Annotated in this window: 14 protein-coding genes; 12 read left to right on the plus strand and 2 right to left on the minus strand. The window is 49.7% G+C overall.

Going from position 1 to position 21,866, the window contains the following annotated elements; genetic code table 11:
• Window positions 1-193: 193 nt before the first annotated feature.
• The 11 genes from ABEW73_RS06125 (at window position 194) to ABEW73_RS06175 (ending at window position 17,231) form a co-directional block, all read left to right on the plus strand.
• On the plus strand, window positions 194-871 hold the full coding sequence (locus ABEW73_RS06125; RefSeq protein WP_430162489.1) for a hypothetical protein: 678 nt from the start codon (window positions 194-196) through the stop codon (window positions 869-871).
• Between the two features lie 51 nt (window positions 872-922).
• On the plus strand, window positions 923-2,029 hold the full coding sequence (locus ABEW73_RS06130; protein WP_430162491.1) for a toxic anion resistance protein: 1,107 nt from the start codon (window positions 923-925) through the stop codon (window positions 2,027-2,029).
• A gap of 306 nt (window positions 2,030-2,335) precedes the next feature.
• Window positions 2,336-2,905: a hypothetical protein gene (locus tag ABEW73_RS06135; RefSeq protein WP_430162493.1), complete on the plus strand. Its 570-nt coding sequence runs from the start codon at window positions 2,336-2,338 to the stop codon at window positions 2,903-2,905.
• A gap of 255 nt (window positions 2,906-3,160) precedes the next feature.
• Window positions 3,161-3,349 carry a hypothetical protein gene (locus ABEW73_RS06140; protein ID WP_430162495.1) on the plus strand — a complete coding sequence of 63 codons (189 nt, stop codon included), beginning with the start codon at window positions 3,161-3,163 and terminating at the stop codon, window positions 3,347-3,349.
• Window positions 3,350-3,715: 366 nt separating this feature from the next.
• The gene (locus tag ABEW73_RS06145; protein ID WP_430162497.1) at window positions 3,716-4,822 is read left to right on the plus strand and encodes a BMP family lipoprotein; all 1,107 of its coding nucleotides are present in this window, start codon (window positions 3,716-3,718) and stop codon (window positions 4,820-4,822) included.
• A gap of 395 nt (window positions 4,823-5,217) precedes the next feature.
• On the plus strand, window positions 5,218-6,750 hold the full coding sequence (locus ABEW73_RS06150) for an ABC transporter ATP-binding protein (RefSeq protein ID WP_430162499.1): 1,533 nt from the start codon (window positions 5,218-5,220) through the stop codon (window positions 6,748-6,750).
• A complete protein-coding gene (locus ABEW73_RS06155; protein ID WP_076322523.1) occupies window positions 6,743-7,798 on the plus strand; it encodes an ABC transporter permease in 1,056 nt (351 codons plus the stop codon). Before ABEW73_RS06150 ends, ABEW73_RS06155 begins: the two co-directional genes overlap by 8 nt.
• A gap of 6 nt (window positions 7,799-7,804) precedes the next feature.
• A complete protein-coding gene (locus ABEW73_RS06160; protein WP_430162502.1) occupies window positions 7,805-8,758 on the plus strand; it encodes an ABC transporter permease in 954 nt (317 codons plus the stop codon).
• Between the two features lie 182 nt (window positions 8,759-8,940).
• Window positions 8,941-15,237: a 5'-nucleotidase C-terminal domain-containing protein gene (locus ABEW73_RS06165; protein ID WP_430162504.1), complete on the plus strand. Its 6,297-nt coding sequence runs from the start codon at window positions 8,941-8,943 to the stop codon at window positions 15,235-15,237.
• 519 nt (window positions 15,238-15,756) lie between these two features.
• Window positions 15,757-16,245 (plus strand): RNA polymerase sigma factor, encoded by a 489-nt coding sequence (locus ABEW73_RS06170; RefSeq protein WP_009593946.1) that lies wholly within the window; start codon window positions 15,757-15,759, stop codon window positions 16,243-16,245.
• Window positions 16,246-16,313: 68 nt separating this feature from the next.
• A complete protein-coding gene (locus ABEW73_RS06175; RefSeq protein ID WP_430162506.1) occupies window positions 16,314-17,231 on the plus strand; it encodes a hypothetical protein in 918 nt (305 codons plus the stop codon).
• A gap of 136 nt (window positions 17,232-17,367) precedes the next feature.
• Here ABEW73_RS06175 and ABEW73_RS06180 read toward each other — a convergent pair whose 3' ends face one another.
• Window positions 17,368-18,231, minus strand: coding sequence for an AraC family transcriptional regulator (locus ABEW73_RS06180; RefSeq protein ID WP_430162508.1), 864 nt, complete (start codon window positions 18,229-18,231; stop codon window positions 17,368-17,370).
• A 154-nt stretch (window positions 18,232-18,385) separates the two neighbouring features.
• Between ABEW73_RS06180 and ABEW73_RS06185 the strand changes: the two genes are divergently transcribed.
• A complete protein-coding gene (locus ABEW73_RS06185) occupies window positions 18,386-19,705 on the plus strand; it encodes a sulfatase-like hydrolase/transferase (protein WP_430162510.1) in 1,320 nt (439 codons plus the stop codon).
• Window positions 19,706-19,813: 108 nt separating this feature from the next.
• On the opposite strand, the gene ABEW73_RS06190 is transcribed toward ABEW73_RS06185, so the two are convergent.
• Complete coding sequence (locus tag ABEW73_RS06190; protein WP_430162512.1) at window positions 19,814-21,730, minus strand: beta-N-acetylhexosaminidase; 1,917 nt, start codon at window positions 21,728-21,730, stop codon at window positions 19,814-19,816.
• Window positions 21,731-21,866 lie beyond the last annotated feature (136 nt).

Here is a 21,866-nt window from a genome sequence, read left to right on the forward strand (position 1 = left end):
GTTTTTTCTATAGTTCTCCAAGAATTGACAGGCTGTTGCTTAGGACTTAAGATACATATATTGATAGGCGAAGAAAAGTAAGGAAGTGTAAGGAGTGTTTTGAATGTAAGGGCTCCTTGTCCTGAAAACGCTGCTTGCCTACTAACCATGATCTATCCATATGTTAATGCTAACAGATTGGAGGTTTACCCACATGACTCGATACAAAGCTGCTGCAGGGATATCTCTGCTTGGATTCATCGTATCTTTGTTTACATCCAAATTTTTACCGGAGTTAATCAACTTACTAATACCCACATTATTTTCAATCGCAGCAATTGCCCTTTTAAGCCGGTTTTCTGCGCCAAAAATAAAGGGCCCTGTTATTCCTCAGACAGAGCCTATGGAACAATCCAGGGCGTTTTCTGACCGTTTAGAAGAAAAAGAGAAAGTACAAGTACAGCCTGATGTTGAGGGAAAAGGTCCCGAAATTAACGATCCTTTTTGGGGACCTGTTATCGAATATATTCAGGTTACCGAAGATATGGTTATATCAGAAGGGCAAAAAAATAATCTTGATGATGAAATTGTCGAAAAAACACTCAGTGTACTAGCCAGAGTAAACCGATTAATACCTCAGTTGAAGACATTACAGGATGGTAATATCAATCACAATATTCAAAGACTCATATTCAAGGATTTAAATGGAGCTATAAACCCATTCTTAAACCTAAGCGGTGAAGCCAAGCGTCAAAACCGCAGACTATTGTTGAACGGCCTGAAGGATATTAACACAAAACTGTCGATGTATGTAGAAACTATCGAACATAAAGATCTTATCGAATTACAGACCCGAGTGGATCTGATTCAACAAAGATATCGATCTGTTTAATAGAGAAACCGTGAAGAATAACAATATATTATAATGGGAGGACACATATTCATGTCTACAATACAAATGGTGCAATTAAAAGAGACGGATATCACCAAAGTAGAGGAAGAAGCACAGCAGCTCATCCAACGTGTTGCTTCTACAGATTCGATGGAACTGGAAACTTTAATGGACAACATCGGTCGAATGGGACAAAAGACCATGGAACAGGCGAGCCAATCACTCGGCATGTTACAGCGTCCGGTAAATGAACTGATGTCGGGTAAAAGATCCGAAGTTTCTAATCATATATTAAAGCTCAGATCGGAGATCGACTCACTCAGCAAAAGCAAGCAACTCGGTTTTTTTGATAAGTTGTTGAAGAAAACGCCACTTAAAAATTACATATATAAGTACCAATCCGTTAAAACAAATGTCGATGCGATCGTTCAGTCTTTAAGAAATGGTAAAGAAACATTAGAAGAAAATATTGTTTATATGAAAAATCTCAAACGTTCATCTCTGGAATCTGTATATAATTTGCAAATCCGTATTGCAATGGGGCATAAGCTAAAAGAGCTATTTGAGCTTGAAATTGCAAAGCCGGATAACGCAAATCGGAAAACCCATTTGGAGCGTGGTTTGCGTAAAGTGGTAACCCGAATACAGTCCTTTGAAGAAATGGTTATGCTCTATCAGCAAGCAATCGCTGGAACAGATATTATTAACGATAACAATGATAAGCTTATTGATTCGGTTGAATCGACAATTGATAAGACCCAGCATTTAATTTCTGTATCGGCAATGATAACTATGGCTCTTCAGGATCAGTTAGACACGATCGATGCGGTAAACTCTGCAAATTCGACACTTCAGAATATGTTTGAAGAGAATTCACGCATGCTGAAGGAGACAACTCAGAAGACCAATGACCTGCTAGGAAAACCTGCTATTCAATTGGAATCAATTGATCGAGCAATGACGGATTTATTCACCGCAATTGATCTGTATGAACAATCCAATCGCTCTATTATTCAATCGGCGTCAGAGCATACAAAGCGTTTAAGCGAGCTTAACGGCAAGATGCACGATCGTTTGGGTTTAATGCCTGGAAATAAACCGAATCAACAACTGGAGTCGAAAACAAGCGAAGCAGTGAGCAGCAGTTTTCTGGATTAATTGTTCATGAGAGGTGCCTTTGGGCACTTCTTTTTTGCAAGACTCAGGCTGTAAAAGTATTTATAGTAACATAACGAAACAGCCCTCTTCATACACTATTAAAAAAATGAAGAGAGGCTCAAATATGTGGGGACCCATCGTCTGCGGAATATTAATCGTTGTGTTTATCATTGTGGCCAGTTTAAATAAGGCTGAGAGCATAGATGACATAACGAAGTAGTTTAAACAGCAACGGATGACCGGCACTGATCAATTTGGTTAGGAAACAATTATCAGTTAATCCCATAGCCAAGGAGCGCGTTCTAAATGGAGGATTTTAGTTATTCTCAACCAACTGAAACCAGCTATAATATAAAGTTTATGTATGGAGGGGAACCCTTCAATTTTAATCTTTTTCTAAAAAACGGATCTTGGATTCTGCATCCGTTTGACGGGATTTTACTTGGTAATCAACAGATGTGCTCTTTAGTAATGAATGAGCTTTTTAAATATAAACCCTTTCAGGTGATGCTTGCCAAACAGCATATTTCTTTCTCCGAGATCAGGAGCTCCATTGAACTGGAAAGCGTGGACGAGCGGATCTCTATTTTTAGAGATCAAGATCAATTTAAATCGAATAGCCAGAGAGACGAAATCATGGATTTTGTTGAACAAAATAGCGTTGAAGAGGTCATTCAAATAGAGTGCGACTTTATTCGAGAACGAAGGGATTTTCACCAGAAAATTCTGGAGCGAATGTTTATGGAAGATCTAAGTCCTTCTGATCATGAGTTTGTTATTATTCAGAAGATTGCTAAAATATACAGTCAAGCTGAAATGCAGATATCAGATCTCCTTGGTCCTCAATTTAATTTCGAGGATAAGAGACGGTGGTAATATAGCAGCATACTTTGCTCGTTAGGCCTGTTTATCTACCTAATTCGATATATTTTCTATTAAATATGATGTTTTTGTCTTTGGGGTGCTAAGAGATGTTCATCTTAGCTCGTATGGTATTCAAAGTGTTATTTTTACCGTTCCTTAAATGTAAACGCATACTTATTCATGGTATAATGCATCTAATAGATTAGGCGATCTTAGTCATTTGGGATTCTTATAATGCTGCAAATTTGGCCTGGGGGTGTTGCGAGGATGAGAAGGTATAACGTGTGGCGTCCGATTATGCTGATTGCGGTGGCGCTGCTTACGAATAGCTTGGTTACGAATTTGGCTAGGGTATTTGGCATGACGCCGGAGTCGGCAAGCAGTTTGGGCGTAGTCGCCATGATTATTGCCGGACTAATTACGTATAATCGCATGATAAAGTCCCGTCGCAAATGAATAATAATTCATAACATTTATCGAAATGAACAGCATGTTTGTAAGCACCTTGTCGAGGTGCTTTCTTTAATAATAGCTATTATTTTTTTCCAAATGGAAGGGCTTGATTCACTTGCACGTTTGCGTATCACTCCCATTGTGACCTCCCGTGTTATCTATAAAAACTGTGATATCAACACCGTCTTAACTACGGATTCCTATCTCTACTAGAATTGGAACAAAATATGTCTTAAACGTTTCACCGCGACACAGATGCAGCTTGACAGATTCACCCAAATTTATGTTGAAAAGGGTCAGTTTTATTAATATATTGTAAATAGCACGAATCTAGTATTCGGGCATATATACCTAGGAGGGTTATCCTTAATGAAAAAAGGGGTCATATCTTTAATCAGTTTGGCGTTATCTGTCACAATGCTGGCAGGTTGCGGCGACAAACCGGCATCAGAACCAAGTGGCGGCGCAGGCGGCGATGCACCTAAGGCAAACTTCAAGGTAGGGATGGTTACGGACGCGGGAACCATCGATGACAAGTCGTTTAACCAGGGAACGTACGAAGGTATCGAGAAGGCGAATAAGGACTTCAACATGGAGTATAAATACCTAAAGCCGGCCGGAACGACAGAAGCCGACTATTCGAAAGAGATCGGAAACCTGTACGATGCCGGATTTAAGTTCATTGTAACTCCAGGCTTCAAGTTTGAAACAGCCGTGTTTAAAGCACAGGACAAGTATACAGATGCTAAATTCGTTATTATCGATGGAACACCTCATTCCGGCGACAACAATCCGGTCGTTAAGGAAAATACCGTATCTATCTTCTTCGCAGAGCAAGAGTCCGGCTTCCTGGCTGGCGTAGCGACTGCGCTTCATGTGAAGGATGGACAAGCTGGATTTATCGGCGGCATGGAAATCCCTCCTGTACAGAAGTTCAACTGGGGCTTCCAGCAGGGTGTAGCTTACGCCAACGAGAACCTCGGCACGAAACTGGTGATTAACAAAGAGAACGTTGTTTACCAAGGATCTTTTGACGATGTTGCAGCAGGCAGCCAATTGGCGGCTCAAATGTATGACCGTGGCGTAAACGTTATCTTCGCAGCAGCAGGCGGCGTTGGCGTTGGTGCGATTAACGAAGCGAAGACTCGCGTACAGAACGGATCCGAAGTATGGATCGTTGGCGTAGACGTTGACCAGTATCAAGATGGTGTTTACGAAGGCGACAAATCCGTTGTCCTGACTTCGGCCGTGAAGAAAATCGACCATGCGGCTTACGATATGATCAAAGCTGAAATGGAAGGTAAATTCCCAGGCGGACAGACGCTTACGCTGGATGCGACTAATGACGGTGTAGGCCTTCCTGAGAAGAACCCGAACCTCAGCGATGACATCCTTAAGCAAGTTGACGAAGTGTTTGGCAAGATCAAAGCCGGAGAAGTTAAAGTAACGGCAGAGCAAGGCGATTTGATTAAGTAATCCAAGAAACCAAGGTCATCTACAGAAGCGTGGATAGACTTACTTGAAAAGCAGCGATACCGAATGAAAAAAGACGGATTCCCTCCGTCTTTTTTTAAGGTATTAGAATTTATAAGTTATTTCAGCGAAGCGTAAGCAATTCTGTAATCGCATTTATATGTTTTGGGGCCCCCGCAAAGTATTTGGAACAAGCATCAAGCATAGGCTCCACTTTGTGGGGCTATTTTAGGTATCAGACCGTATCACCGGCGCAAGCGATTGCATCCTGATATTGAATGTAGAATCGATCTATGTAACTGCGTTCTGGCTGTTTGGAAGTGAGTCGATCCGCGTTTTTTTAAAGCAATATAGGCACAAGAAGATATCAACACAAAAGAAGGAGAGGACCCAAAACCATGGACTATGTTGTCGAGATGGTGGGCATCCGCAAGGAATTTCCCGGGATCGTGGCCAATGACGATATCACGATTAGGCTGAAAAAAGGCGAGATTCATGCGCTGCTCGGTGAGAACGGGGCAGGCAAGTCCACCCTGATGAGTATCCTGTTTGGCATGTATCAGCCTGACCGTGGCGTCATCAAAGTCAACGGCAAGGACGTGCGGATCTCGAATCCGAATGTCGCAAACAAACTCGGAATCGGGATGGTGCATCAGCATTTTAAATTGGTCGAGCCGTTTACCGTGACCGAGAATATTATTCTGGGCAGCGAGACGCGCAAGTACTTCTTCGGTTTGGATGTGAGATCGGCTGCCAAACGGGTTGAGGAGCTGTCTAAACGGTACGGTCTCAACGTGGACCCTTATGCCAAAATCGAGGATATCTCGGTGGGGATGCAGCAGAGAGTGGAAATTCTCAAAATGCTATATCGCGACGCGGAAGTGCTTATATTCGACGAGCCGACCGCCGTGCTGACCCCTCAGGAAATCGAAGATCTGCAGGGCATTATGAAAAACCTGGTCAATGAAGGTAAATCCATCATTCTGATCACCCACAAATTGAAAGAAATTAAAGCGGTTGCGGACCGATGCACCGTCATCCGCCGTGGAAAGACGATTGGCACCGTCGAAGTGGCAGACACGAGCCGCGAGGCAATGGCCGAAATGATGGTGGGCCGCAGCGTTTCCTTTAAGGTGGACAAGCAGGAGAGTCACCCGGGCAAGACCGTTCTCGAGATTAAATCGCTTACGGTAAAGAACAGCAAGAAAGTCGATGCGCTCAAAGGCTTTAGCCTGGAACTGCATGCCGGGGAGATTGTGGGCATTGCAGGCGTGGATGGCAACGGTCAATCGGAACTGATCGAAGCCATTACCGGACTTCGGCAGGCGGAGAGCGGAACGGTGAGCTTGAATGGAAAAACGCTCAACGGTCTATCTGTCCGTCAACGAAATGAAAGCGGAATCGGCCATATTCCAGAGGACCGCCAAAAGAGGGGCCTCGTACTGGATTATACGATTGAAGAGAATTTGATCCTTGAGGTGTATAACCGCCCACCGTATTCCAAGAACGGGCTGCTGCAGCCGGCAGCGATCCGCAAGCATGCGGAGCATATCATTCAGAGCTTTGATGTGCGTTCCGGAACGGGCGGCCGGTCGATCGTGCGTTCGATGTCCGGCGGTAACCAGCAAAAAGCGATCATCGGCCGCGAGGTAGAGCGCGATCCGGATCTGCTTATTGCCGTCCAGCCGACTCGGGGCCTTGACGTAGGCTCGATTGAATATATTCACCGGCGTCTGATCGAACAACGCGACAAGGGGAAAGCCGTTCTGCTGGTTTCCCTGGAGCTTGATGAAGTGCTGAACTTGTCAGACCGCATTGCCGTTATCAATAACGGTGAACTGGTAGGTATCGTTAAAACCTCCGAAACGAACGAAAGAGAGCTCGGACTGATGATGGCCGGGTATCAAAAAGAGGAGGCACCACATGAATAACAGCGTAAAATCGTTGCTTGCCGTCCTGTTCGGACTCATCGCGGGGGCACTGCTTATGGCGCTGACTGGACATAATCCGGTAGAAGGGTATAAGTATCTCATCCAGGGTGGACTCAAGAACCCGGAGAGGATCGGAAATACGCTGGCGACGGCGACTCCGCTTATTTTGACCGGTTTGTCCGTGGCCTTTGCCTTCCGTACCGGACTGTTTAATATCGGTGCTGCAGGCCAGATGCTGTTCGGTGGCTTTTGCGCGACGGCTGTTGGCCTCTCGCTGGACCTGCCGCGGGCTCTGCTCCTGTTGGTTATGGTACTGGTCGGATTTATCGGCGGTGCGCTATGGGCGGTTGTCCCAGGTTTCCTGAAGGCTAAATATAACGTGCATGAGGTCGTATCCACGATCATGATGAACTGGACTGCCTACTGGACCGTTTATTATGTCATTCCGGGTTATTTCAAAGGGGCGAGCCTGGAGACGGAATCGCGCCAGCTTCCGCCGGAGGCCATGCTGCATCAGCAGTGGCTCAGCGATATGTTCCAAGGTTCTTATGTCAATCTGGGCTTTTTTATCGCGGTCATTGCTGTTCTGGTCGTCGCTTTCCTTATTAACAAAACAACGCTCGGATATGAATTGAAGGCGGTCGGATTCAACCGGCATGCTTCCGAATATGCGGGTATCGCTGTCAAACGCAGTATCGTGCTGTCCATGTTCATCTCCGGCGGCCTCGCGGGCCTCGCGGGTGTTGCACAGTATACGGGGAATGCCTCCAGCATGCAGATCGGCATTTTGCCGAGCCAGGGATTTGACGGGATTGCCGTAGCTCTGCTCGGAATCAATGCACCTATCGGTGTATTGGTGTCGGCTTTGTTCTTCGGAATTCTCTACTCGGGCAGAGGGTTTATGAATGCCATGACGGAGATTCCGCCGGAAATCGCCGATTCGATTATCGCCATCATTATCTATTTTGCGGCAACCAGCATCTTGATCGAACGACTATACCGTAAAATGAAGCTGCGTCGTGCGGCTAATAAAAAGCAGGGGGAGTAAGGACATATGTGGACAACGATTGAACAGATTTTTCCGTATGCCATCGCTTACACGATCCCGCTTTTGATTACCGCCTTGGGCGCGCTGTTCAGTGAACGAAGCGGGGTCGTCAATATCGGCCTGGACGGCTTGATGATTGTCGGTTCTTTCATCGGAGCCTTTGTCATATTCAAAATGCAGGCCCAATGGCCCGGCCATTGGTGGGTATTATGGGTAGGACTATTGGCAGCAGCGGCAGCGAGTGCGTTGTTCTCGCTATTGCACGCTTTTGCCAGCATCAACCTCAGTGCCAACCAGATTATAAGCGGTACGGCGATCAATATGATCGCGGGTGCACTGACGATTTTCCTTGCCCGTAACATTACGGGTAGCGGTAAGATCAGCATCACGAGCGGGTTCAAACCGTTTGATTTTCCGGGATTGTCCAAAATTCCGATCATCGGGGACTTATTCTTCACCAAAACGTATATCACAACATGGCTTGTACTGGCCTTGCTGTTGGCTAGTGGTTTTGTATTGTACCGTACTCCGTTTGGTTTGCGTCTCCGTTCCTGCGGCGAACACCCGCATGCGGCGGAAGCAGCAGGTATTAAGGTACAGTCCATGCGGTATGTCGGCGTCATGATCTCGGGTGCTTTTTCCGGACTCGGTGGAGCAATCATTCTGTTGACGTATTCCGGTGAATTTACAGGGAACGTTGCAGGACTAGGGTTTCTGGCGCTGGCGTCCCTGATTTTCGGACAATGGAAGCCGCTCGGTATCCTGCTGGCCACCTTGTTCTTCGGATTTGCCACAACGGTAGCCAACGTATCGCAGGTCATCCCGTCATTGGCGGTAATCCCGCCGGTCGTTCTCAAGATTTTCCCTTATGTTGTCACGCTGATCGCACTCGTGATTTTCTCCAAATCCTCGAATGCGCCAAAAGCCGTAGGGGAGCCGTTCGATTCAGGTAAACGGTAACGGATTGCGCAAGTCGATGTAACACATCTAGAACCTCTGATATGCCTATGCCCCTTTAGGGTTAGGTCTATCGGAGGTTTTTTTACATCTAGCATACTTTAGGTTAGAACTGCTAAAACATATCTGGTATATATAGTAAATAAGGTTAAATAATTTAATAGAATAGAGGAGTGAAAACCTGAATGCGCATTCGATTACATAGGTGCCAAAAGCAGCTAAGTATGTTTATGGCTATCGTCATGCTCCTGAGTATCATCGTTCCTTTCAGTTCCGTGAAGGTGGCTGAGGCTGCTCCCCAACATGATCAGGTTGTGATCAGCCAGGTATATGGCGGCGGCGGGAATAGCGGGGCCATTTATACGCATGATTTTATCGAATTGTTCAATCCGACCGGAAGTCCGGTCGACCTGACAGGGTGGAAGGTACGTTATGCAAGCGCAGCAGGCACTTTTAATGGCACGACCTCTTTAACTGGTACCATAGAACCTTATGCCTATTATTTAATCCAACAACAGAGTGGCGGCTCGGTAGGTGCTTCTTTGCCGACAGCTGATGCTACAGGAACACTGAACTTAAGCGGTTCTAACGGCAAAGTAGATCTGGTCAACGCCGTGGGCGGTCGTATCGACCTCATTGGCTATGGATCGGCATCAGAATCTGAGACGAGTCCGACAGGAGCTCTATCCAGCAGTACGGCTGCGATTCGCAATGAATTGACCGTTGGTCAAAATGACCGCGGCCGCGACACGGATAACAATGCGGTCGATTTTACCGTTATGACGCCGAATCCCCGGAACAGTGCGAGTCCCGTTACGCCGGTCACGCCTGGCACGGGCTTGGGGGCAGTGACGGCCATTCCGGAACCGAATGCCTGGCCTGCCGGAACGGAGATTACGCTGAATCCGCCTACGGTGGGCGCTTCCGTCTATGCGGATGTGTATCTATCCAGTGGAAATTCGGGATTTCAGCTTGTCAATGGCCCGATTAAGATCAACGAGCCTACGCGAGTGGATGCCTATGCAGTCCAGGATGGCTTACCGGATGGGCCGGTATCCTCGTTCCAATACGATATTTTAACGCAAACGTCCGTCGCTGAAGCACGCGGCAAGGCAAAAGGCGAGCATGTCTGGACGGAAGGCATCATTACGCATATCGAAGGCAGAGAAACCTACATTCAAGACGATACGGCCGGTATCGTGCTCTATGACTACCCGCTTAATGCCGGCGTTGGCGACCGGGTGAGCGTGGCCGGCGTGATGGAGATTTATAACAATCTTCAGGAGATCAAACCACATGCCTTGCTGCCGCATGACGTGACAGGGAACCAGGTCGGAGTGCCGCAGGCTCTCCCAGTTACCGGAGCAGATCTATCCGCAGCTGCAGGGGAGACTTATGAAGCAAGACTAGTCTCCCTGGATGATGTGACTATCAAATCTGAAAATAGGCCTGGCGAATACACGGCCGAGCAAGGCGGGCATGTATTCATCATCTACTCCGGATTGTCCAAGCTGAAGACGGTGAAAACCTTCAGCCGCGTCACGGGCGTGGTCAAGCAGTTCGGAAACATTTATGAGCTGATCCCTTTAGGCGAGGATGCCTTGATCGAAGAGATGTTCTCCGTGATCGCAAGTCCCGGTGCCGGGCCGATTATTACCGGAGGAACGGTGACGCTGTCTAGCCCTACGCAAGGGGCCAGCATACATTACACACTCGATGGAACGGTTCCTACGACAGCAAGTACACTATACAGCTCGCCGATTCAAATAGACCGTGACACGACCATTAAAGCGATCGTTGTCTCGGGTGCAGATGTGAGCAAGGTATACGAATTTGCTTATAAAGCTACTCAGCAGCCGCGCATCGCGGATATTCAAGGCGAGGACCATACTTCGCCGTATACAGGACAGACGATAACCGGTATTGAAGGTGTGGTAACCCAATACGGTTATACGTTCTCTAACGGCAATATCAAGGGATTCTATATCCAGGATCCGAAGCCGGATTCCAATCCGAATACCTCGGATGCTATTTTTGTGTATTCCACGGATCCAAACCGGCCTCAAATCGGGGATCTGGTGAGCGTAACCGGAAAAGTGGCCGAGTTTAACGAGGGTAGCTCCAGCAACCTGAGCTCCACTCAAATCGAGCTGCAATCGTTCAAGAAGCTTGATCAGGCACAGCAGCTGCCTGAACCGGTTACCTTAGGTAAAGGCGGGCGCCCGATTCCTGCCGCCATTATCGATAACGACGGCATGACCACGTTCGAACCGGACGAAGATGCCATCGACTTCTACGAGTCCCTGGAGGGCATGCTGGTCAGACTTCCGCAGCCAACGATCATTAGTCCCTATTGGACAAGCAGCGGAACCTACAACATTGCAACCCGAGTCGAGAATGACATTGCCGACGTGATTACACCTGCCGGCGGCCTCGTTCTGAAAGAACAAGGAAACTTCAACCCGCAGCGTCTTATCATTGCTTACGGCAATCCGGGGCAAGAAGTAAGTACCGGCGATACGTTTGCCGATGATGTGATCGGCGTAATCGGTTATAACAGTGGCAATTTCAAGGTGATTCCAGCTAAAGGCGAGTTGCCTGCAATCCACAGCAGCTCTTTTAAACAAGAGGTATCCACGATCGACGTGAATGCCGAACAGCTGCGGGTGGCGACGTATAATATTGAAAATTTTTATCCGGGCGTAAACTCCGCCAAAATCAACAAGCTGGCGGAGTCGATCGTAAACAATATCAAATCTCCGGATATTATTGGTCTCGTAGAAGTACAGGATAACAACGGAGAGCAGAACAACGGAACTACCGCGGCAGATCAAAGTTACCAGACCTTGATTAACGCCATCAAAGCAGCGGGAGGGCCCACGTACAGCTTTACCGATATTGATCCGGTGAATAATAACGATGGGGGAGCGCCTGGAGCGAACATTCGGGTCGGATTCCTCTATAACGCCGATCGTGTCCAGTTATCGGACAGTGTAAAAGGCAAGAAGGGGGCGCCGACGGAATCGGTTGCGTATGATGCGGCAAAGGATCAGTTAACCCTGAATCCGGGCCGGATTGATCCGCTGAATTCGGCATTCAACGCATCGCGTAAGCCTCTGGCCGCCCAGTTTGAATTCCAGGGCGAGAAAGTGATCGTCATCGCGAATCATTTTAACTCGAAATCCGGGGACCAAGGACCATTCGGCAATACCCAGCCGCCGGTTCTCTCCAGCGAAACGCAGCGTCATCAGATTGCAGTGGTCGTGAACGGGTTCGTGAAAGACGTTGTGTCCGCTAATCCTGATGCAAACGTCGTCGTTCTCGGAGATTTAAATGATTTCCAATTTACCGAGACGGCGAACATTTTGAAAGGCAACGAATTAGACAATCTGATCGATACGCTTCCGCTTGAGGAGCGGTATACCTACACGTATGACGGGAACTCGCAGGTGCTGGATCATATTTTGGTCAGCAAGAATCTGACCCGCTCTACACAAGCCGATGTCGTTCATCTGAACGCCGACTTCCCGGCTTCCAAGGGCCGCGTATCGGATCATGATCCGGTCGTAGCCCAGATGGACCTGAAGGGAGAGGCCGTAAACGGCTTCCCACTGACGATTTTGCATACCAATGACACGCATGCCAATTTGGATACCGTAAGTTCGCCGGATAACATTGCGCGCCGGGTGACGGCAATTAAAGAAGCCAAAGCCAATGCGGTCAATCCTCTGCTCGTGGATGCAGGGGATGTATTCTCCGGCACGCTGTATTTTAATCAATATTTGGGACTTGCCGATCTGGAGTTCATGAATCTGGTTCGATATGATGCCATGACCTTCGGTAACCATGAGTTCGATAAAGGATCCGAGGTGCTGAACGATTTCATCGAGCATGCGGAATTCCCGTTTGTTTCCTCGAACGTGAATTTTTCGGCCGATGCTTTATTGACCCAGAAATTCAAGAATGAAGTGACCCGGGATGCTAAGGATGCAACCATCTACCCAGCCATCATCATGGAGGTAGGCGGGGAGCAGGTTGGCCTCATTGGACTTACAACCGAAGACACGGCGAACATCGCTTCGCCTGGAGACGTCACCTTCGATGATGCGGTGCAAAAAGCAAAAGACACCGTAGCGATGCTGCAGAAGGAAGGCATCAACAAAATCGTCGTGCTGTCGCACCTCGGTTATGACGTGGACGTTAACCTTGCTAAGGAAGTCGAAGGCATCGACATCATCGTGGGCGGCCACAGTCATACCAAGCTGGATGAGGCGGTCGTGGATCGGTCGGATAGCGAACCGAAGCTGATCGTGCAGACAGGGGAAAAAGGCCAATTCTTGGGTCAGCTTGAGGTCGTATTTGATGACGAGGGTATTCTGCAGGAGTGGAACAGCAACCTCATTTCCGTTGACGAGAAAGATAGTGCGGGCCAATACGTGGTACAACCGGATCCCGAAGCCTTGCAAATTCTGAACACCAAATATAAGCCGGGCGTGGAGGAACTGAAACAAACGGAAGTCGGTTTGACCGAAGTGAAGCTGAACGGCGTTCGTGCCGACGTGCGGACGAAGGAAACGAATCTCGGCAATCTGATTGCCGATGGCATGTTGGATGCGGCGCAAGCAGCCGGAACAAATGCGGTCATCGCCTTGCAGAACGGCGGCGGAATTCGCGAATCTATTGAGGCAGGCAAAATCACGATGGGCGACGTGATGACGGTGCTTCCGTTTAACAATGATCTTGTCACGATCACGTTGACGGGCGCCGAGATTAAAGAAGCGATGGAGAATGGGGTTTCCAAGACGCCGGCACAGGACGGGCGCTTCCCGCATATTGCGGGCATGAAGTTTATCTATGACTCCACCAAGCCAGTTGGATCTCGCGTGCTTCGAATCGAGGTCAAAGGCAAGAACGGATATGAGCCGATCGATATGAATAAATCGTACGAAGTGGCAACAAACGCATTTACCGCTAAGGGCGGTGACTTCTATGCTTCGCTCGAAAAGGCTTATCTGGAAGGGCGAGTGAACCTGCTGTATAAGCCTGATTATGAGGTGTTCTCAAATTATGTGAAAAAAGTGGGCACCATTACGGCCAGGACTTCGGCCGTCGAGGGACGGATTACGGACTTGAAGGGAACGCCGCTTCCAGGAGGACCTGATCCGGGCGGGCCGGGAGAGCCTGAACCGGGGAACCCTGGGAACCCGGGCACCCCTGGAACTCCAGGAACCCCGGGAACTCCAGGAGCTCCAGGACCGTCGACACCTCCCGTGAATCCTTCCACCCCTGGTACGACGCCACCGGCGGAACCAGGCAAGATCAAGGTACCGGTTAAGGTGGAGAACGGTGTGGCTACAGGCAATGTGACCGGGGCGGCCATGAAGGAAGCCTTGAAACAGCCTTCGGGTGGAAAAGTCACCGTGGAGGTAACAAGCACGCAACCGATCCAGTCCTCTTCCGTTACCATCGAGAATGAAGCGCTGCGTGCGTGGCTTGATCAAACAAGCGCGCAGGTGCTGGTGGTAGCGACGCCTTACGGAAGCTATGAGCTTCCGAAGAGGGAGATCAATCTCCAAGCGCTGGCTGCGCAAACCGGCTCGGACATTAGCGGCCTTCAATTGGTCATTCAGCTTGCAGTGGATGCGGATGCTCTTAAATCAGCAGCTTCCAAAGGATATAATGCCCTGCAGGCCGTGAGCTACACCGTGACAGCGAAGTCCGGAAATGCAAAGACCATCACGCTTGGTTCATTCCAATCGTATGTGAAGCGGTCCCTGAATGTCGACAAATCGCATTCTTTGACTGACTTAGCGGTTGTTCGAGTGGATGGAAACAGCAATGAATACACGCCGGTCCCATTCAAGGTGAATGGTCAACGAATCGATATCTATAGCCGAGCCAACAGCACGTACCTGGTGTTGCAGAACCCGGTAACGTTCCAGGACATCGCCACGCATTGGTCCAAGGCAGACGTTGAATCGCTCGCGGCCAAAATGATCGTAACCGGACGTACAAAGCAGACCTTTAATCCGAACGATCCGGTAACTCGAGCCGAGTTCGCAGCGCTTGTCGTTCGGACTTTGGGCCTTTCTGCAGACGCTGCGTCAGGCAGCTTCCAGGATGTAGTGTCATCTGACTGGTATGCCGGAGCGGTCCATGCAGCCGTTGATGCCGGCATCATTACCGGCTACACGGACGGCACCTTTAAGCCGAACCGGACGATCACCCGCGAAGAGATGGCGGTGATGGTGTACAACGCGCTGGAGTATGCCGGATACAACAAAGCCGGCGCGGCAAAAGCTCATTTTGCCGATGCGTCCTTGATTGGTGTTTGGTCCAAGACAGCGGTGTATGAATTAGCGGCTCTTGATATTCTGAACGGGGACAAGAAGGATCGCTTCAACCCTAAATCCAGTGCCACTCGTGGTGAAAGCGCCGCTGTGCTCCATCGCATGATGCAGGATTTGACGTATGCCAAATAAACATATTGTATAGCGGCTGGATGCATTTTGGGTTAGCCTCTTGGTTATAAACATAAGGGGGCGTCCAACAGCAAATCTGCTAAAGAACACTTTCATTGATCAGAAGGCGGAAAATATAGAAATGGCGGTGCTAAGGATGATCCCTAGCACCGCCATTTCTTGCTTTTTTGGTTCGTTACACCGTTTCTTTCGTAAATAGGCGCACATCCATTTTGTGCAGATGTGGTTCTCTTCATATGCCTAAAGGATATGCTTGCTCATGGTAGCGGAGAGGACGAAACGATTCCGGACAAGCGGCAGCGGTCGCCTTTGTCCCCGAATTTCTTCCTTGCTTACAATCATTCCAAGAAATTTGGGGACAACAGCGAGGGGAGGAACGATTCGTACACGGAGCGTCTCCTAACAGAAAGAGGGGGGCACGCCGGGTCTGAGTGTTTTTGGGACTCGAAAAACTTAAAAACAAAATGTGACCGATTCACGTCCATAACTGTGTTAAGGGTAAAAGGAGGTCTAAAGGCGATGCAGATCGATTCGCTCCGGCCGGGCGGAGATATTACGGAAACCTATGAATTATATGGCGATATGCTTTTTAAAATAGCGATGGTGTACCTTGGGAACAAACAGGATGTCGAAGAAGCCATTCAGGAGACGTTCATTAAACTGATATATAAAGCGCCCGACTTCAGGGACCAGGAGCATAAGAAAGCTTGGCTCATTCGGGTGATTACGAACCACTGCAAGAACATGCAAGGGAGCCTGTGGCGCAAGCGGGTAACCAAAATGGAGCATATGAACGATTATTTTGTCGAACCGTCGGAACGGACGCTGATGGATAACGTCATGAGTTTGCCGTTCAAGTATAAGTCGGTCATCCATCTGTTTTATTACGAGGATTATTCCGTTAAGGAAATCGCCGGGATTTTGCAGATTAACGAGTCTGCGGTCAAGATGCGTCTTCAGCGCGGCAGGAAGCTGCTGCGCATGGACTTGGAAGGAGAGGACGATTGATGAATCGGAATGACTACAAATCATTGATAGATCGAATAGAACCTGATAAGGGATTGGAGGAGCGGATTATGAAAGGATTGAAACAAAATCAGCGTCAAACGACAAGAATGAGCCGAATGGGGGTCGCCGGCGTCACCGCGGCCATTATGCTGGGGCTGGTGGTAGTGACTTCGCTGGTATTGAATCTTGAGAACGAGCCAGCGGTCAGCGATATTCCGGTGGTTCAACAAGGGACTGGGGCGAATACCCCGCCGACCGCGAAGGTTGGCCACGATCCGGTAACCATTCCGAAAATCGAGCTTCCGGGCGAGAGCAACGTCAAAGCCGACATGATCGGTTTGGTTGTATACCAGGGCAATATCTACACCCAAACCGGTACGCAAATCACGCCGGACATCGCCAAGCAGCTACGGGGCGACAAGCTCGGACGGTCGAAATCGGGGATTACGGAATGGAGCTCCTCCGATGATTATACGGAGCTTGCTTCGACGATCGGCGAAATGGACATCTTCACGGTTAAGGGATATGACGCCGATTTTAGAATTATGTCCTACATGGAGCACGACGGGGAAGTCTACGCCGAATTGTATGAGCACTTGAACGGGATTACGGTGGCCAAGGGCGAGGATATCATCGGCAAGCTGAATCTGATGGGGAACATGACTTCGGTTAAATGGCAGGATTTTGACAGCTGGAACATGGGCGATAACAAGCTGCGCGAGCTTTCCGCCGATGCGGCGGTGCAAGCTTTCGTTGAGGCTTTATATGAAGCGAAGCCGATAGCGGCTGAACCTTTGTTTGAGCAAGGGATTTACGAGACCGGGCCTAGCGAGCAGAAATTTCTGTATATCCAGCTGCAGGACGGGACGGAGGTCCAGTTAAGACTGTTTAAAGGCGGCCAGTATGTGCGATATGCCAATGCCCCTGTGTTCTTTCAATTGGAAGGTGAGGCATTCACCAAGCTGTGGGAGCTGATGGAGGAGTAGGTTCCTACCGTTTATAGCAACGAAAAAAAGATAATGTAAAAAGACTAGAGGCTATCCCTAATCGGATGGCCTCTTATCGTTGATGTAGGGTCGCTAATGGCGCTACTCTTATCGTTTATCGCATGGCGGTTTCTTGCTATTCACTTGCCGTTGATGATGGGCGGTTCGACTTCACGAATGCGCTCGGCGTCATGCCGAAATACCGGGTGAAGGCGCGGGAGAACGTAAATAAATCCGAATAGCCCAGGGATAAAGCAGTGTGCGTGATGCTGGTTCCCTCGGCAGATAACAGGCGGGTTGCTTTCTCCATGATCAACTGCTGCATGTAGCGGGACGGAGAGATGCCGTATCGGCGGGTAAACGCGCGGGTGAAGTGACTGCGATGCACGCCGGCCCAGGCGGCAAGCTCTTCCACGGACAGGCTCTCCGTGCAATGAAGCCCCATATATCCGGGGACGGACTCGAGCCAGTCGGATGCAGCCGAAGAAGGAGATTGGTGCCGGTTCGAATCGATGCTGTGGATCAACTGGAATCCCAGCGACATCAGCTGAAGGCTATGGTCCTGCTGGGGCTGCCGGAGCAATCGCTGAATGTCCTTGATGACAGCCAAGGCATCGTCGCTGAAGGCATTTTGACGATAGGGCCGTTCCGGACATAAATCGACATGCTTCAATATGGACGGCATCAACTCGCCCATAAAGGCCGTCCAGGTGATCATGGTAGACGGCTCGTCGCAGTCCTTGACATACGTATAGACCGAGCCGGGGAAGAGGCAGAAGAGGTCGCCTTCCGAGAGGGAGACGCTGCTGCCGTCCCATCCGAACCGCACCTTGCCGCTGGCAACGAAATGTATACTATAAAATTCGACGGACCGGGGACCGACTTTTTCGGTGAAAAAGGGGTACGTACCGGATTTGTATATCCACAATCCCATTTTTGTCTCAAATGAAGCCGGATTGTTAAAGTACTCTTCTCTGGATGGCCTTGGATTCACTGTCATGCCTCCTCCTGCTAGCTGTTCCTGATCATTTTTCTTGTTGTTGCTACTATGCAACATATTGTATAACAATTGCAAGGATCGAGCATTCCGTGTGGGCCTGTCAAAGGGTACGATGAGGAGGAACAAGTCGAGCATAGTCGAGGTGAATGGAGATATGAAACAACCGAATTTTATCGTCGTTTATTGCGATGACCTAGGGTATGGGGACCTTGGATGTTACGGTTCGGAAACCGTGAAAACCCCGCACCTGGACGGGTTGGCTGATGAAGGCATTCGTTTTACGAATTGGTATTCCAACTCCCCGGTCTGCTCTCCGTCACGAGCCTCTTTATTGACAGGCAAGTATCCGGTGAGAGCGGGAGTTGGGGAAATCCTGGGGGCGAAGCGCGGCTCGCATGGCCTGCCTGCCACCGAGGTGACGCTGGCGAAGGCGCTAAAACCCGCCGGGTACAGAACAGCATTGTATGGAAAATGGCATCTGGGTCTTTCAGAGGAAACCAGTCCGAACGGGCATGGGTTTGATGAGTTTTTCGGATTTAAGGCGGGCTGCGTCGATTTTTACTCGCATATTTTTTATTGGGGCCAAGCCCATGGCGTCAATCCCCTGCATGATCTATGGGAAAACGAAACGGAGGTTTGGGAGAACGGCCGGTATATGACTGAACTGATTACGGAACGATCGGTTGATTTCATTAAGCGGTCTCGGGAGCAGGAGGCTCCGTTCTTCTTGTTTACGTCATACAATGCGCCGCATTATCCGATGCATGCACCACAGCAATACATGGACCGGTTTTCGCATTTGCCTTGGGATCGGCAGGTCATGGCCGCCATGATTGCAGCGGTGGATGACGGCGTCGGGGAGATCGTGAAGGCGCTGAAGGATACCGGTTGTTACGAGGATACGGTCATCTTTTTCTCCAGCGATAACGGACCGTCCTCCGAGAGCCGGAACTGGCTGGACGGGACGGAAGACGTTTATTACGGCGGGAGCGCGGGGATCTTTCGCGGGCATAAAGCAAGTCTGTTTGAAGGCGGAATCCGCGAACCTGCCATATTGAGCTGGCCGAACGGATGGGAAGGCGGGCAAATACGCGATGAGGTGGCGGCCATGATGGACATCGTACCTACCTTTCTGGATCTGGCGGGCGTCGATCCGGTGGCGGGACCGCTTCAAGGCGTTGCGCTGGATGGAAGCAGCCTGAAGGGGATGCTGCGAATGGGCGAGCCGTCGCCGCATAAGCAATTGTTCTGGGAGTATCAAGGCCAACTGGCTGTCCGGGAAGGGAATTGGAAGCTGGTGCTGAACGGGAAACTCGATTTCGACCGCGTGGTTCCGGATCAGGTTCATCTGTCCGATCTGTCCAAGGATCCCGGGGAGCGCTCCAACCTGGCGGACCGTTATCCCGAGATTGTGGAACGGCTTAGCCGGGATGTGCGAGCCTGGTACGAGGAAGTGCAAAGTAACGGATCATAAGCGTAGATTAGAGCGAATCATATAAGCCTTAGCGATTAAGCAAAAAAAGCCCCGGCATCGGGGCTTTTTCATATAGTGCAGGTATCAGCAGATTCGTAGCTGGGACCCTTAAAAAGGATTCAGCACATGGTAGAACACGTTCGGCGAAGCCATGCGATAATAATGACTGCACCAGCCGACCCCTTTGTGGTTGTCGCGGTTGGTCGTGCTGAACACCAGCCGTTCCTGCTCAAGCTCTTCAATGCTTACCGTCCGCCCCTCAACGTATTCCAAAATGCGGAACGATGCGGTATCCAGACGTGTGACGACGCCGCCATAGCGGATGTCGATGACCTCCCAGCCGAAGGGCTTGAACATCCGGTGCCACTGCGTGCGGTGGGCAATGCGCAGCTCTTGAACGGCTTTGGAAATGGCAGGGAGCACGTTCTTGGCCATATGCCTTAAAGTATCGGTGTCCTTGGTATCATAGGCTTGCTTCAGCAGAATGCCAATCTCGCTCTTGCGTTTGAGGACGGCGCTCAGCTTTTCCGGCATCTCGAACAGATAGTCCAACTCGGCGCTGCTATCGCGCTTCACCCGCAGGTTTTGTTCCAGCTCGGCATAGTGGTTCGAGAGGTCCAGGCCTTCGATCTGTTTGTCGAACATCCCGAGGAGCACGTCCTGATACAGCAAAAATTTCGAAGGGTTGCTCTGCTTGGCGTTGTTCGGCTCCTGGCCGGGAATTTCGTCCAGATCCTTCAGCAGGAGGAACGTATCCATATCGATGCCCGTACAGAATTTCACCCGTTCCGCCAACAGAGCCAGTGAAGGCTTCTGTTCCGAGTAGGCATGCTCGGCATAGAGCTGCAGACCGAGCAGCGCCGCGAACGGATTTCCTTCGTTGCCGTCATCACCCCACATCGTGGCGTATACATCGCGGATTCCCTCCTGCTTGCACACTTGAAGCGCAACATCCGAAGCGTTCAGGGACAAACCGTAGTTGACGCCGAAGGTGTTGAAAATCCAGACAGCGCCTGCAAACACGAGATTGCAGCCCAGCGGACGGTGATTGGCGATCAGCTTCTCATAGTCCTCCGGCTCCATGTGGGTATAGTCCCAGTACACCATGTCCACGTCCTTCGGGATGCGGCGGGCCATATCCTCCGGAATCGACGTTTCCTTATCGTAATATGCCGCATCGCCGCCTCCGCCGGAAGCGAGCTTCAGAAACATATCGCTCCACATCATCGGTTTCAGGCCGCGCTTGCGGACCGCAGCCAGAACCTTGTCCAGATGGGCGATCATAATGTCGAAACGGCTCATATAACCGTTGTGATCCAAATATTTTCCCCGTCCAAGCTCCTCCGCTTCGTCCATCCCGATATGAATCTTGTTGCTGCGGAACGGAGCGCTGGCAGCCTCGATCATCCGTTCAATCAGGGAATCGGTCTGCTCGCTGCCGACGAGAAGGGCCCCCTTCGTATCACGGTAATGCTTGATGGGTTCCCACTTTAGAAATTCCTCCAGGTGGGCCAAGGTTTGGATGCTTGGAAAAGCTTCGATGCCGAATTGGTCGGCATAATCGTCTATTTCTTTCAGTTCTGCTTGCGTATAGCGCCCGCGCATATAACCGAAATACGGCTCGCCTTCGATCTGGTAGGTATCCTCCATGTATAACATCACGCTGTTCATTCCCATCAGGGCCATCTTGTTCAGCATGAGCTTGAAGCTGTTCACGGTCAGCACGGCGTTGCGGGACAGGTCGAACATCGGGCCGATCTGATCAAATTGCTGACGTTCCTGTAGGTGGAACGAATCGCTTTTGCGGCTATGTTGAACCAGCAGGCCCAGTCCCCGGAAAAATTGATGCTTCCTTCCGTAACGAATATAAGCGTGAGTCCGGTCCCTGCCGACCTCCAGGTCGCCCTCCGACAAGTCTATCTGAACGGGGACTCCGTCTTCCCCAAGCTCGACACCAAGCTCATCCAGCAGCAGCTGAATGCCTGGCATGACATCCGTAACAGCGCCCTCAAAACGAAATTTCATATGAAATCCCCCTGCATCCATGATTTTATGAACATTAAACATTATATCATTATAATGTTTAATGTTATGGGAATCGTTGCGGGAAATCAATCCTTAGTTTGCGAAAGTATCCTTCCAATTCATCTTATGACATGAA

This window comes from Paenibacillus lautus (genome assembly GCF_050482385.1).
GTDB lineage: Bacteria > Bacillota > Bacilli > Paenibacillales > Paenibacillaceae > Paenibacillus_AQ > Paenibacillus_AQ lautus_B.

Excerpts from the sequence above, each read along its gene's own strand:
- ABEW73_RS06125 (WP_430162489.1), top strand. The coding sequence starts at position 194 with ATGACTCGATACAAAGCTGCTGCAGGGATATCTCTGCTTGGATTCATC.
- ABEW73_RS06130 (WP_430162491.1), top strand. The coding sequence starts at position 923 with ATGTCTACAATACAAATGGTGCAATTAAAAGAGACGGATATCACCAAA.
- ABEW73_RS06135 (WP_430162493.1), top strand. The coding sequence starts at position 2,336 with ATGGAGGATTTTAGTTATTCTCAACCAACTGAAACCAGCTATAATATA.
- ABEW73_RS06140 (WP_430162495.1), top strand. The coding sequence starts at position 3,161 with ATGAGAAGGTATAACGTGTGGCGTCCGATTATGCTGATTGCGGTGGCG.
- ABEW73_RS06145 (WP_430162497.1), top strand. The coding sequence starts at position 3,716 with ATGAAAAAAGGGGTCATATCTTTAATCAGTTTGGCGTTATCTGTCACA.
- ABEW73_RS06150 (WP_430162499.1), top strand. The coding sequence starts at position 5,218 with ATGGACTATGTTGTCGAGATGGTGGGCATCCGCAAGGAATTTCCCGGG.
- ABEW73_RS06155 (WP_076322523.1), top strand. The coding sequence starts at position 6,743 with ATGAATAACAGCGTAAAATCGTTGCTTGCCGTCCTGTTCGGACTCATC.
- ABEW73_RS06160 (WP_430162502.1), top strand. The coding sequence starts at position 7,805 with ATGTGGACAACGATTGAACAGATTTTTCCGTATGCCATCGCTTACACG.
- ABEW73_RS06165 (WP_430162504.1), top strand. The coding sequence starts at position 8,941 with ATGCGCATTCGATTACATAGGTGCCAAAAGCAGCTAAGTATGTTTATG.
- ABEW73_RS06170 (WP_009593946.1), top strand. The coding sequence starts at position 15,757 with ATGCAGATCGATTCGCTCCGGCCGGGCGGAGATATTACGGAAACCTAT.
- ABEW73_RS06175 (WP_430162506.1), top strand. The coding sequence starts at position 16,314 with ATGAAAGGATTGAAACAAAATCAGCGTCAAACGACAAGAATGAGCCGA.
- ABEW73_RS06180 (WP_430162508.1), bottom strand. The coding sequence starts at position 18,231 with ATGACAGTGAATCCAAGGCCATCCAGAGAAGAGTACTTTAACAATCCG.
- ABEW73_RS06185 (WP_430162510.1), top strand. The coding sequence starts at position 18,386 with ATGAAACAACCGAATTTTATCGTCGTTTATTGCGATGACCTAGGGTAT.
- ABEW73_RS06190 (WP_430162512.1), bottom strand. The coding sequence starts at position 21,730 with ATGAAATTTCGTTTTGAGGGCGCTGTTACGGATGTCATGCCAGGCATT.